14 protein-coding genes and 1 pseudogene are annotated in these 13,756 nt (G+C 33.3%); 8 read left to right on the top strand and 7 right to left on the bottom strand.

All coding sequences use genetic code 11. The annotated features are described in order from the left end of the window. Positions 1–99 precede the first annotated feature (99 nt). The 7 genes and pseudogenes from JKF54_RS06010 (at position 100) to JKF54_RS06625 (ending at position 5,226) form a co-directional block, all read left to right on the top strand. Positions 100–459, top strand: coding sequence for a hypothetical protein (locus tag JKF54_RS06010; RefSeq protein ID WP_211908048.1), 360 nt, complete (start codon positions 100–102; stop codon positions 457–459). Positions 460–700: 241 nt separating this feature from the next. Next, entirely contained in the window at positions 701–1,549 is an 849-nt protein-coding gene (locus JKF54_RS06005; RefSeq protein WP_211908046.1) for a hypothetical protein, read from the top strand. A 264-nt stretch (positions 1,550–1,813) separates the two neighbouring features. Continuing rightward, positions 1,814–1,942: a hypothetical protein gene (locus JKF54_RS06695; protein ID WP_256438227.1), complete on the top strand. Its 129-nt coding sequence runs from the start codon at positions 1,814–1,816 to the stop codon at positions 1,940–1,942. Between the two features lie 43 nt (positions 1,943–1,985). Then, a complete protein-coding gene (locus tag JKF54_RS06000) occupies positions 1,986–2,135 on the top strand; it encodes a hypothetical protein (RefSeq protein ID WP_246433166.1) in 150 nt (49 codons plus the stop codon). Positions 2,136–2,310: 175 nt separating this feature from the next. Further along, positions 2,311–2,843, top strand: a pseudogene (locus tag JKF54_RS06805) (HK97 family phage prohead protease). Between the two features lie 101 nt (positions 2,844–2,944). Beyond that, positions 2,945–4,342, top strand: coding sequence for a coiled-coil domain-containing protein (locus JKF54_RS06630; RefSeq protein ID WP_246433165.1), 1,398 nt, complete (start codon positions 2,945–2,947; stop codon positions 4,340–4,342). Further along, entirely contained in the window at positions 4,339–5,226 is an 888-nt protein-coding gene (locus JKF54_RS06625) for a hypothetical protein (RefSeq protein WP_246433164.1), read from the top strand. The genes JKF54_RS06630 and JKF54_RS06625 overlap by 4 nt, the downstream gene beginning before the upstream one ends. Here JKF54_RS06625 and JKF54_RS05985 read toward each other — a convergent pair. Both JKF54_RS05985 and typA read right to left on the bottom strand, forming a co-directional pair. Continuing rightward, positions 5,219–6,445 (bottom strand): CCA tRNA nucleotidyltransferase, encoded by a 1,227-nt coding sequence (locus JKF54_RS05985; protein ID WP_211908042.1) that lies wholly within the window; start codon positions 6,443–6,445, stop codon positions 5,219–5,221. The two genes, JKF54_RS06625 and JKF54_RS05985, sit on opposite strands and share 8 nt — an antisense overlap. Positions 6,446–6,785: 340 nt before the next feature. Further along, entirely contained in the window at positions 6,786–8,615 is a 1,830-nt protein-coding gene (typA, locus tag JKF54_RS05980) for a translational GTPase TypA (protein ID WP_211908041.1), read from the bottom strand. Positions 8,616–8,835: 220 nt separating this feature from the next. On the opposite strand from typA, the gene gltX reads away from it, so the two are divergent. Beyond that, complete coding sequence (gene gltX, locus JKF54_RS05975; protein WP_211908040.1) at positions 8,836–10,185, top strand: glutamate--tRNA ligase; 1,350 nt, start codon at positions 8,836–8,838, stop codon at positions 10,183–10,185. A gap of 207 nt (positions 10,186–10,392) precedes the next feature. On the opposite strand, the gene holA is transcribed toward gltX, so the two are convergent. From holA to JKF54_RS05950, 5 genes are all read right to left on the bottom strand, one after another. Next, entirely contained in the window at positions 10,393–11,412 is a 1,020-nt protein-coding gene (gene holA / locus JKF54_RS05970) for a DNA polymerase III subunit delta (protein WP_211908039.1), read from the bottom strand. Positions 11,413–11,417: 5 nt separating this feature from the next. Then, positions 11,418–11,600: a hypothetical protein gene (locus JKF54_RS05965; RefSeq protein WP_015588477.1), complete on the bottom strand. Its 183-nt coding sequence runs from the start codon at positions 11,598–11,600 to the stop codon at positions 11,418–11,420. Positions 11,601–11,714: 114 nt separating this feature from the next. After that, positions 11,715–12,524 (bottom strand): metal ABC transporter permease, encoded by an 810-nt coding sequence (locus JKF54_RS05960; protein WP_211908038.1) that lies wholly within the window; start codon positions 12,522–12,524, stop codon positions 11,715–11,717. Beyond that, entirely contained in the window at positions 12,518–12,865 is a 348-nt protein-coding gene (locus JKF54_RS05955) for an Mth938-like domain-containing protein (protein WP_211908037.1), read from the bottom strand. The genes JKF54_RS05960 and JKF54_RS05955 overlap by 7 nt, the downstream gene beginning before the upstream one ends. 3 nt (positions 12,866–12,868) lie before the next feature. After that, positions 12,869–13,735, bottom strand: a complete 867-nt coding sequence (locus JKF54_RS05950) for a 4-(cytidine 5'-diphospho)-2-C-methyl-D-erythritol kinase (protein ID WP_211908036.1) — start codon at positions 13,733–13,735, stop codon at positions 12,869–12,871. Positions 13,736–13,756: the final 21 nt, after the last annotated feature.

Here is a 13,756-nt window from a genome sequence, read left to right as displayed (position 1 = left end):
GGTTGTTAATCCTAATGTTATAATATATTGATGCTTATCTTGACTAAAGAAACTGTATCACTTAATTAATAATATCTAAATTTTAACTTGAAGTAGGTTATGCATGGATTACCAATGACAAATTCAGATAATCAGTATCAGCAAAGAAAAATAGAAGCATTGCAAAAAGAAAATAAAGGACTGTCAGAAAAAGTGAAAACACTACAGAAAATGTCAGTGCTGCACAATGAAATGCTAGTAATGCTACAGTGGAAATCAATAACAGAGAAACTGCGCACAGAAATATTAAAAAAACTGCTAGAAACACCTCAAGAAGCAGCAGCATTTCAATTAGAAGAAAAAGATGAAGATCAGCAAGTAATAGAAGACATACTGGATATGCAAGAAGAATTTGAATCTTTACAAAATTTGGAAAGTACTACTATTGAACAAACAAATATTCAAGGACAGAGCATATAGCTCTTTCCTACTCTTCAGAGTTAGCTAAATAGCTGACTCTGAAAAGTAGATAACATTCTTTTACCTTTTTTATTTAGTAAATTCCTTAATATTTCTAATTATAAAGAACCCGTCAGTTATTTTTGTATTTTACGGCTAAGGATATTACTCTTTGGTATCTTATGCTTTAATATCTTAATAATTAAATTGATTAAGTAACTATAGTACCATATTATTTAACTCAATATTAATGATAATTATTATGGATTTAAAAAACTTACAACAAGAGTTGCTTGGAATAATTTTTCTCATACTTGCACCAATTAATGCAGAAGAAGAAAAAGATATGAAAGAGCGAGCATTAAAGATTATCGATGAATTAAAAGATCATATTAATGATGATATAGAAATGAGTGATCTGAGAATGACAATTTTAGACTACATTATCCTTTGTGATAGTCAAGATAACGTAAGGTTAAATAACAGATCATTGTTAGACTTAGAAGATGCCGTCAAAAGTATTGGAGGGAAAACTTCACAAGAGTTAGGGCGAGTAAATCAGATTCCACAGCAACCAAATAGTATTGGGTTAGCGTTAGCAGAAGCTACAATACAATATGAGGCGCATGTGAGAGAAATGGAAGAGAGAAATCTAAGGATTATCACCTCAATTGGAGTATTAGGTATAACAGCCTTAGGAGTTAATCTTGGAAAATCAAAAGTGAGTGAAATTATTGGTACAACACTTGGAGGACTATTATCCATTCCAATAATGGTCATATTACCAATATCAATAGCAGTAGCGTTAAAAAACAGGAATTCAGGGCTTAGAGAAGTAGTACAATATTCTCTTGATGCAACAAGTAAACCGTCAAGGATTCGGTTAGTAGCAGCCTTAGGAGCAGGCGCGATAATGTTAACTAACAATATAACTAGCAGCAGCACTGAAACAAATATGGAATTATTAGGCCCTGGTTTTATAGCTGCAATTGGAGCTGGAATTGGTGCTACATTGTCAACGGCTTTAGCGAGAAGGATGTTTGCTCCTATCTCTACAAATTTGGAAGATGCTACCACTGAACAACAAAATATTCAAGGACAGAGCATATAAACTTGTAATAGTTTTAAACTATTACATATAACTTTCTCTACTTCCTTCTTTATCGTTACCCCGGGTGTTGTGAAACTGGGGTAACACCTTCCGCTACGCAAATCACCTACAAAACACAATCTTTTTATTCCCCTAAACAATTAGTTGTGAATTTAAGCAATCATATTAATATAGTAAATATTTACTTAATATACTAGTATTTACCTTGACTAAACAATTATAGTGCTGTATGATTTGTACTTAAGCTTTAATAGTGAGGTGTTGATGGACGCACAAGAATTAGAAAACTTACAGAAAAGTTCATCAACAAAATCCCAAGATGCTGGGGAGAAAACATCAGAAGAGTTGGAAAGAAATTTAAACCCGAGTGAAGCTAATAATGATATATTCTAAAATCTATCAAGAATACGAGGGAGAAACATGGACAGAGTCATTAATGAATGGTTTTATAGCCGCTGTTTCTTTGGGATTTGGCTTCCTTCTAGGAAAAATAATTACTCCTACAAACGAAGCTGTTTCTACAAATCTAGAAAACGCTGCTGTTGAACAACCCAATGTGCAACAAACCCTACCCTTATGTATATAAAATGACAAATTTTATAACTAAAAAAGTACTTCCCCATTTTCAAAGCACTGCATACAATAGAATTATATTGTAGTGCCTTATACTCATCCTGAGATATAGGAAAACAATCTATACAACATTTTAAGCTGGCTCAGAGCGCTGGCAAACCCAATACCATAATTTACAAGGAGGACTTATGAATAAGAAATTTCTCTATTCACCATTGTCAATAAAAAGCATAGAAGAAAACGGAGTATTTTCTGGCTATGCGAGCGTTTTTAATATAGTTGATAAGCAAAATGATCTGATATTACCAGGAGCATTGAAGAACAACTTAAATAAAAGTCAGATAAAACTTCTTTGGCAGCACAACCCAAGTGAGCCTATAGGTAATATTCAGATATTTGCGAAAATGATATTGGCCTATATATAACTGCACATTTGCTTTTTGGTATTCAAAAAGCAGAGGAAGCATATTTAATGCTAAAAACTGGAACTATTAACGGGCTTTCGATTGGCTATATACCAATAGAGTATGATGTTGATCATGAAAGCGGAGCTCGAGTGTTAAAACAAGTGGAACTATGGGAAGTTAGTTTAGTCACTTTTCCTGCAAATTTGTCAGCTCAGGTAATCAATGTGAAGAATCATTACAATGAACAAGAAATGTTAGCAAGAGCAATAGAAAAAGCAAATTCTGTGCTTACGCACATGTGTATTTCTACTTAAAATCTATAAAAATTTTCATACAATTTAACATTTATATTATTATTTATTTAATAATTATATTAATATATATAACTTCAATACTTTGAAAATTAGGTAATTTTATGCTGAATGCTAACAATAAGGTTAATTACGAACCTAGTATTAAACAAAAGGAAAAAAAATACAGCTTATCCACTGTGCTTGCTTGGCTATATCTAAAAACAATTGGACGAATGTTGCCAGAAAAGTGGAATCAATGGGCAAAGAGTATCCTACATTACAATATTGCAGATAATGTGGTTCAGACTGATGATCTTTTAAATTCTAACAGAGAAAAGGAATTGAAGGATGAAAATGAGAGATTAAAAGAAAAGTTGAAAGAAGGTAGTAAGAAGGAGGAAAATCAGTCAAATTTAAATCAGGAATTAACTAAAAAAGAGAAAGAAATTACTAAACTTAAAGAACAAGTAAAATCATTAGGAGAGGAAAAAGAAATATTTGCTAAATTTTTTGCAGCACAAGCACAGCAGATTGAAGACTTAGAATTAGAAAATGAAGAGTTAAAGTCTAAACTTGCAGGACTTAAAAAGAACTATAGTGAATTGGTAGAAATTGCACAAAAAAGAGGAGAAGAATTTTTAGCACAGTTCAAGGAAAAGTCTGAGGAGATATTACATTTGAATAAAGAATTAATTAACCTCAGCACAAAATTTGCGAATGAAAAAGAAAGGCTTTTATTAGACGTAGAAGAAAAAGACTCAAAAATTAATAACTTAATGCAGTTAAATGAAATATTAGATCAATCTAAGAAAGCAATGGAGATTGAAAAGAACGAACAACAGCAAACTATATTTACAAAAGACCAAAAAATAAAAGAACAAGAGGATTTAATAAAGTCATTTCATGAAAATAAAGATATAAATAAAACTGTGAGGAAAGAGAATGAAAACCTACGAGTGCAAAAAACAGAACTTGAGAATGAAGTTAGTAAGTTAAAAAACGAATCTGATACTCAAATAAAGCAATTAGAAAATCAACTTAAGCAACAACAAGCAGAATTAAAACAAGCTGAGGAAAAAAATGCTGAATTTAGAAAAAAATTGGAAAGTACTCAGCAACAATTAGAGCAAGAAAAGACTAATCTAAATACCATTGAAAAAAAGAAACAAGATTTAGAAAGTGAAATTAATGAATTGAAAGAACAAGCTAGGGGAAAAGATGCTGAAGTAGAGAATCTTAAACAACAATTAGAGAAAGAAAAGACTAATCTAAATACCATTGAAAAAGAGAAAAAAGAATTAGAAAGTGAAATTAACGAATTGAAAGAAAAAGTACAGAAATTAAAAGAAAGTAACGTTGAAATAAAGAAACAAAAGGCAGATTTGGAGGGAAAATTAAAATCTTCACAAGGGGAAAATAAAAAGCTACAAAAACAAGTTGAACATCCAAGTGCAAAAAAACAGAAAATATTACAACATTTTCTACTAGAAATAATAAAGAAATACCTAATCAAAGTTTGACATCAAAAGATAAACAAACTGAAGTTTCAAGACCTGAAAGTGGACAACAAAAGTTAAAAAATGAGCAAAAAGATGCTGGTAAAAAGTCAGAAGGTATGAATAAAAAAACTAAAGCACAAGTAAAAACTAAAGAGTTAGATGCAATTAGTATAGTATCTACTGCAAAATCAACCACTTCAAAATTTTTGAAGCATTCCAAGAATCTTTTTGTGAATAAGAATAAGAGTCTCAAAGATTTTTTATCTGATCAAAATGCAAAGTTGAAAGAAGGTTTTCCTGAACTTGAAGGAAAACACTTTTGCCATAAAGTGCTTGAGGAAACTATAAAATCTCTATCACATCAAAATGGTTATAAATTTAAAAGTGATCAGTTACTTGAGTTGTTGGAAAGTAATTTGACAAGATCCGCAAGGGATATCATAGAAGCTGAAGTTAAAGGAGTTGTCAAAAAATATTGTAATATTGGAAATATAGATAAGGAGTTACGTGATGGTGTGTTAAAAGACAAGCTGTTACTTTCTATTAAAAAATGCATGAAAAATTTAAGTTGGGATGAGGAAGCTGCTAATGCAATTACAGATTCTGTCTTGAACAACTTTCATAGCAAAGATAATAGCAATCTCCAAGAAATTGTTTCGGAGGAGTTAATAAAAGGTAGAATGAAATGTTTTTCAGATAAGATTCAAGAATTACAACTAGCATCAAGTATAAGAGATAAATTTTTATCCCCAGATCAGGGAATGTGTAATCAGACTCAAGGAGGAGTAAACGAGTATCAATTAACAGAAAAAGCTAAAAAAGAATACAAATTAACACCTAATTCTTCCATGAGTCACACTAATAGCACTCCGGTAAGTGTGAAGCAAGAAGCAACGTCTAGATAAAACTTTTAGCATAAAGTATCAGCTCCTCCTTTGTTAAAGTGTAGGAGCTGTCTTCCCAATGTTGTCGTAGCAATTCCAAGTTTCTACCTAAATTTGTTCCTGGTTGATGACCTATAATTATTAAATCATTCCCAGATAAAGGAAATTTTGGAATGTTAAACATCTTAGCAAATGAAATATACTCATCAACATTTATTCCAGACTCAATACCACAAATCTTCATTAAGTCACAATATAATTCCTTACCAAATAAAGATATGTATTTCTTTTGCTCTTTTTCTGAAAGCTCTGTTTTGATATTGTTTGATAATAAAAATAATATTTTTTTCTTTTGCTTATTTGAAAGACGTAAAAACTTGCTCACTTCTTCCCCAAGACTAACTCTATCTTCAGCAGTCCTAATAAGCAACGCTAATTTTGTTAGTGCATCGATTGTGGGATCTAGGAAAGGCGTATGGACATACGCTGAGGATTTTGTCAGAGGTTTAGTGTTGATAAGAAGTGGTGAAGATAAAATTTCACATTTTACTTCTTTTGGAATGATTTTTTGTAAAACATCAGATTTTTGCATGCTCTTAAATGTCGGAGCAGGATTATCACATTCCAGCAATTTAAATATTTCTTCTCTTATTCTCTCTCCAGAGAGGTTTTGAATCATGTGCGAATGCTTTTTGCACACATCCAATATTTCATCACTTAAATCTCCTATGCATATTTTAGCGTGAAAACGAAACGCTCTTAAAATACGTAGATAGTCTTCCTTAATCCTATCTTCAGCGTTACCTATAAAGTTTAACTTTCGTGCTTTTAAGTCCTGAATGCCACCAAAGTAGTCGTATATATGGCCATGCTTGTCTGCATAAAGAGCATTAAACGTAAAGTCGCGCCTTGAAGCATCAGCTTGCCAATCATTAGTAAACTCTACCTTCGCATGTCTACCGTCACACTTTACATCATGCCTTAGCGTTGTAATCTCAAAGGACCTCTTGTGTAAAATTGCAGTGATAGTTCCATGTTTCAGGCCAGTTGGAATACTCTTTATATTGCAAAGCTTGAGCGCTTTAATTGTTTGATTAGGCAGAAGATTAGTAGCAAGATCAATATCGTGAATTTCACGCTGCAAAATTGAATCTCTAACACACCCACCAACAAGCCTTGCCTCACCACCAAATTTCTCTATTGCCTCAATAATTACACTAGTTTCGTGATCAATTTGCATTTAGGTTACACATACTGAAAATCATGTTACAAAAAATGCGAAACTTTTGCAAAAAGCCTCATATAAAAATATATAGGCAGGAGAGTGGTAAAATAAGAGGGTAAAGTGATAGAGTAAATAGTAAGTCTACAACAAATCCAGTGCCTAGAAACTTATAAGTATAAAAGTAATGTTAAAATACAATGTTTTCGATGATTATAAAAAATCTGGATGAGCTACTTGCATGACACCTTTGTAGCCTTCTCTTGTCATCCCAGTACCTGCTCAAGTAACTGACACTGGTTCCCTTTATGATGGTGTTATCCGAGTAGCTCATCCAGATTTTTATCAGGAACGTTGATTACTCTTTATTCTTCGCCCTTCCTGCACGTTTACGTTCATTTGGATCGAGGAACTTCTTACGCAAACGTATAGATTTTGGAGTTACTTCTACCAATTCATCATCGTCTATATATGCTATCATATCCTCCAGTGTCATTATTTTTGGTGGAGTAAGCTTTATAGCTTCATCGCTACCTGAAGCTCTTACGTTTGTTAATTGCTTACCTTTAAGTACATTTATTTCTAAATCATTGTCACGACTATGCTGACCGACGATCATGCCACAATATACTTTATCCTGTGGCTTAATAAACATAATTCCCCTATCTTGCAGATTGAAAATTGCATACGCTACCGCTTCACCTTTGTCTGTTGAAATTAAAACCCCATTACGCCTTCCGGAAATTGAACCTTTATGTGGAGCATAACTGTGAAATAAACGGTTGATTATACCAGTGCCGCGAGAATCAGTTAAAAATTCTCCTTGATAGCCAATTAATCCCCTTGATGGCACTAAAAATGTCAACCTAGTTCTGCCACTACCAGAAGGTCTCATGTCAGTTACTTCACCTTTTCGAAAGCTAAGTTTTTCCATGATGATTCCACTATACTCATCATCTACATCAATTACTACTTCCTCTATAGGTTCAAGTTTTTTGCCATCTTCTTCTTTAAACAGCACTCGAGGCCGTGAAACTGAAAGTTCAAAACCTTCCCTTCTCATATTTTCAATCAGTACCCCAAGCTGCAACTCACCACGTCCACCTACTTCAAATGCTTCACCACTTGGAGCCAAAGTTACAGTAATTGCAACGTTTGTTTCTGCTTCTGCATATAAACGATCTTTTATAACAGTTGAGGTAAGTTTTGTTCCCTCTTGACCAGCAAAAGGTGAGTCATTAACGCTTATAGTAATCGCCATTGTTGGCGGGTCAACTGGAGTTGAGCTGATCGCAGTTGTAACTTCTGGTGCTGCTATAGTGTCTGAAACTGAAGCTTTCTCAAGTCCTGCAATGGCAATGATATCACCAGCTACAGCTTGCTCTACTGGAACGCGTTTTAAGCCAGAAAATGAGAGTAACTTAGTTAATCTCCCTCGCTCAACCACTTGACCATCAAGATCAATTACCTTAAGATCTGAGTTAACTTGCGCGATTCCTTGGTAGATCTTTCCTGTCAATATTCTGCCAAGAAATTTATCAGATTCAAGTAAAGTAACTAGCATAGCAAAAGGTGCATTTTGATCATAAACGGAAGGTTTTATGTAATCTATCACCGTTGAAAATAATGGGCTTAAATCTTTTCTCTCATCAGATAGCTCCTTAGCACACCAACCATTTCTACCTGAAGCATAGAGTACTGGAAAATCTAGTTGCTCGTTGGTTGCATCAAGGTTAAAAAATAACTCATATATTTCATTTAGTACTTCATCAATTCTGCTGTCTGGTCGATCAACCTTATTGATTATCACAATCGGTTTTAAATTTGCCTTTAGTGCTTTTGACAACACAAACTTAGTCTGTGGCATTGGACCTTCTGCAGCATCAACCAGTAGTAATACACCATCTGCCATGCAGAGCACCCTTTCCACTTCTCCACCAAAATCCGCATGTCCTGGTGTATCAATGATATTGATTTTCTCATCACCCCACATTATTGACGTACATTTTGCAAGTATTGTAATCCCACGTTCACGTTCTTGATCACCACTATCCATCACTCGTTCTTGAACTTCTTGATTCTCACGAAACGTGCCACTTTGTTTTAACATGTTATCAAGTAAAGTAGTTTTTCCGTGGTCAACGTGTGCAATTATTGCAATATTGCGGATTGATTTAAATTCACTCATTTCTTATCATTTCAAATTTAATTTAATAACAAGTATACGTATAATATATTTAGAGTAAATAACTAAAGCCGTGCTTTCAGAGTATTTTAGGCAGATCATGGAACTCTAACAAAAAGGTTTCATGTTCGCTGTACTTTGTAGCAACCAACACCAAGACAAAGAAGAATCTTGCTTTAGCAGTACATTTATATAAAATTAAAAAACTAAAGTAATCATTTAAATGCTAACAAGATTCGCTCCAAGCCCAACTGGCTACCTACATGTAGGAAACATACGCACTGCACTCATTTGTTGGATGTACACACGTAATCAAAATGGAAAATTTTTACTACGTTTTGATGATACTGATCTTGAGCGTTCAGATATCAAATATGTAGATAATATCATAGAAGACCTAAAATGGATTGGCATAAATTGGAATTCAAGTTTTAAGCAATCAGAGCGTTTTGAGCGCTATAACGAGGTGTTCTTACAGTTAATGAAAGAAGGTCATATTTATGCATGTTATGAAACAAGAGAAGAATTAGACACTAAACGAAAATTGCAATTAAAACAAGGTCTTCCCCCTATTTACAATAAAGGTGCGTTGCTTTTAACTGAGCAAGAGAAAATTCGTTATGAGCAAGAAGGGCGAAAACCACATTTCAGATTTAAATTGGATAGAAATAAAACTGTAAAATGGAATGATGAAGTTAAAGGCGAAATAAATATTGCAACAATTCATATCAGCGATCCTGTAGTAAAAAGAGAAGATGGAATTTATACGTACATGCTACCTTCTGTTATTGATGACATTGACTTTAATGTAACCCATGTTGTACGTGGGGAAGATCATGTAACTAATACCGCAGTTCAGATTCAAATGATTCAAGCATTAAAAGCGAAAATTCCTATCTTTGCCCACCTTCCCCTACTACACTTTGATGATAGCAAAATATCGAAACGGAAAGGCGGGCTGGATGTCAAGTCCATAAGAGAAGATGAGATTGAACCAATGGCGCTAATTAGCTATTTAGCAAAACTTGGAACATCTGATCCAATAGAAGCTCATGTTGATATGCAGCCTTTAATTGACTCATTTGATATCAAAAAATTTAGCTCAGCATCTTTACAATTCAGCTTGAGTGAAATGTATAAGCTAAATAGCAAAGTGCTGCAACAAATGCCATTTGAAATGGTGCAAGATCGTTTAAGTCAAATTGGTTCAGAGTTTTGGTATTTTATAAGAAACAACATAAACAGGTTTTCTGAGGTGGCCAAATGGTGGCAAGTATGTAAATCCAATATAGAGCCTGTGGTTATTAATAAAGAATTTATAAAAATAGCGCTAAGTACATTACCTCAAGGTGATTGTAATGAAAACACATTATCAGAGTGGGTTAAAAATATTCGACAGACAGTTGATATAAAGGCAAAAGATCTATTTATGCAGTTGCGCCTCGCTTTAACAGGAACAGAAACAGGTCCAAAACTCGCTAAATTATTAATTTTTATCGGTAGAGAGAGCATCGTTGCAAGGTTAGAAGAAAATCATACAAAAGGTTTAAATGCACCGAATGTATTTGAATGACACCAATAAGTATTGTTCAGGAAACGTGCAAATATTAGATTTCTTGTCATTCCAGTTTCTGCTCCTGTCATTCCAGTGCTTGACACTGGAATCCATAATCTCGCCAAAACGTTGTATTTTAAAATAACTTCTATACATATCCCATATTTCTGGATCCCAGTGTCAGCTACTTTCATGACAACATTTAGTTGTTTTTTCTCGTCTACCTTATTTTACTACTCTGCTGAACGAATAACACCAATAGTTAATCTCATGCTGAAAGATCATTTTATGGTCCAAGTCAGTTCTTTTACAGGTCACTTCCAAGCTCATCAAATTTTCTAAGATCTTCTTAAGTTCTGAAAGTTGCAAACTTTTCAAATGAGATTTAAAACTCTGCAATTGTTTGAAGAACAATGGAGGACTCAGCTGGTCAATTGCAGCTTGTTCATTCATTCCATTTTGTATTAACAGCAAAACGCTTTCTAGCCGTAGAAAATAATTTGATATAATACGGATTAATGCTATCGGTGAAAAATTCTCTTGTAATATCAATACATCGGAAATTTTGATGAATTGTCCCATGTCTTTACTCACTATTGCAGAGCACAGATTATCAAGTGTAACATAATCATTGCCGGAGGTTGAAAAGCATAGATCTATATCAGCAAGTTTAAGATCTTTTCTTTTTCCTAGATATAAAACTAATTTTTCAAGCTCTGAATATATAGGCAGTTTGCTATGATTAAAATAAGACTGCAAGTGGTAGATTATCTCACTTGTGCACTCTATATCATTTTGTTTCAAGTAACTTGATATAATATCACAAAGATTACTACCGCTGTCCTTATAGCAGGTAATGACACCGAAAATTTTTGAGCTTTCCATATAACTTTTAGTTGTAGAACTATATGGAAGATCATTTGCTATCATTACTATATAATGATCGCCTATATTATTATCCAATATGTTTCTTAACTCTTTAGATATACTTCCACTGACATTTATCAGCTTAACTAACCTTTTTTTAGTAAACATCGAAATGTTTGCCAACTCGGAAAATAACAAGCCAGGCGACTTATTCACTACTGCAAAATCCATCACCTGAACTGAATACTCATTCAAGTTGGCAATTATTTCCTGTACAAAAATATCGACCTTACTATTGTCACTCCCATGAATTAATACACCACTTAAAGTATCGGGTTTCTCAAGGAATTTTTTAACTTTAGATGGCGTGATTCTCATGCCATCTATATTATATTATCACTACTTGGTGGTACATCATTTGATTGCACATCAGTTTCCAACAATTCTGAGCTTTCTTGATTTGCTGTATTCTGCATATCATCAGACACTTCTTTCTTTCCCGTAACATAATTATAAAAATTTTTTATAGGCTGTCCTATATATCTAGAAAAAAATCCTTCGGCCATATCTTTCACTCCACAAATTAACAATTAGCACATAAAAACAACGTAGCAAAAACTACTTTACGCTCAGATAGTTACACTCATTTGTTAATGAATTATGAACTTCCGAGACCAAAATTAAGTCGATCTACTTAACACCAATCTTATAAAATAAGCAATGATTAAATACACAGCTGCGATAAGTATAATTGCAGGTCCAGTTAATAAGTCAAAACTTGCAGATAATATCAAACCTGATACTCCAGAAATCACAGAAAAAACTGTTGCAACAATAATCATTTGCATTGGAGTTTTTGAAATGAGTCTTGCTGATGCAGCAGGTATTAACAAAAATGCAGCAATGAGTAATATTCCTATTAATTGAGCAGAAATTGCAATAAAGATAGCGAGTATAATCAAAAATTCTAGCCTAACAAAATTAACATTTACTTTCTCAACTGTTGCCAAATCTTGATTAATCGAAATCATCAGCCAATAGCGCCATCTAAATATTAATATCAAAGTAACTATTACGGAGGTTAGAAAAATTGATATTATATTACTTTGGTCAATCATTAATATGTCACCAAAAAGTGAGCTAATAATACTATTATTACCTGATGGAAGAAAAGACATAAGTATTAAACTCGATGATAAAACTACATTGGTAACTATGTTCAATATCGTATCAGCAGAGTATAATTTATTAAAATTAAGAGAAAGTAGTATAGCAAACATAATTGCAATGAGCATTATACTTACTGATGGGCTGATATTAAAGATCAAAGCAAGTGCAATACCAAGCAATGAAGAATGGGACAAACTATCACCCAAATACGATAACCTTTGCCATATCATAAATGACCCTAGAGCTCCTGTGACTAGGCTAATCATAATTACCACAATTAGACTGTTTATAAAAAAACTCTGTGTAAATATCTCTAACATGCTATCAGATAACTGACAACAAATCTATCTTCAGATATTAAAACGTTATGGGTTCTGCATGCAGAACCCGTCGTCATAAATTCAAAATTTAAATTCTTTTGCTCCATAAGATAAGACTTCATTGAACAATCGCGTATCTTACCAGTACCTATTATCAAAATCTCTATTTCCTCTGTCAAAAAAGATTTAAAATACTCCTTGTTATTTATATCACTTTCTTTCAATTCAATCACCTTTTCAGGAAAAATTATAATTGAGCTATGATATTCTTGATTATTTACCCAAAATCTTTCTTCCCTGTAACCATCTATAAGATTTTTCTTCTTGGAAATTAAGGGCATAAATCAAACTATTAATTCCGTGTCGCACACCCACCATTCTGGATATTCCTTTTTGATATTTGCCGCTGCAGCTTTTGCACTTTCTTCACTATCAAACATTCCAAAACACGCTACACCACTACCTGACATACGAGAAAGTATAGAGCCTTCTTGTGACTCTAGTGTTGATATTACATTCTGAATTTCAGGTACAAGACTTATTGCTGCTTCTTGCAGGTCATTTTTTGTCTCTTTAAGAAGCTCTAACAAATTCTCCTCAGTGTTATCACTCCACTTAATTGGCTGAGAGAAATCCTCTTTATACTTGGAAAATACTTCTGATGTATTCAAAAACTTTTTTTTCGGTTTCACAAGTACCAGACTTGTGGGTAAAGAGCATTGTTTAATGGGGCATAATTCCTCACCAACACCTCTGACAAAAACTGGCTTACTATCTATACTTGCAGGCACATCAGCACCAACGCTTAAAGCTATATCATTTAAAATTTGCCTATCAATGTTCCAAAGCTCTCCTAGCATGCGTATCACAGCTCCAGCATCTGAGGAACCACTACCAAATCCCGCAGCAATTGGTACATTTTTTACAACCTTCACAGTGACTTTAGTGCGTACAGGAGCATGCCTAAGCAGTAGAATCACTGCTTTCGTTATAGTATTATATCGATAATTTATTCTAAACTCAGAATTTACAAATTCAACTGTAGAGTTATCATATCTAAAGTTTTTTTCTCCTACTTTTATCTCTAAAAAATTAGAAAGTTTAGCAAAGACAACCAAACTTTCAATTAAATGATACCCTCTTTCTTCTCTATTTATAATATGTAAAAAAAGATTGATCTTTGCAGGAGCCTTTACACAAAAACTTTCCATCTGTATATCTTCAATAACACT

Origin of the sequence: Wolbachia endosymbiont of Spodoptera picta, from assembly GCF_018141665.1 — a bacterium.
GTDB lineage: Bacteria > Pseudomonadota > Alphaproteobacteria > Rickettsiales > Anaplasmataceae > Wolbachia.
The sequence above is the reverse complement of the archived record's forward strand: the minus strand, read 5'-3'. Positions and strand labels throughout refer to the sequence as shown.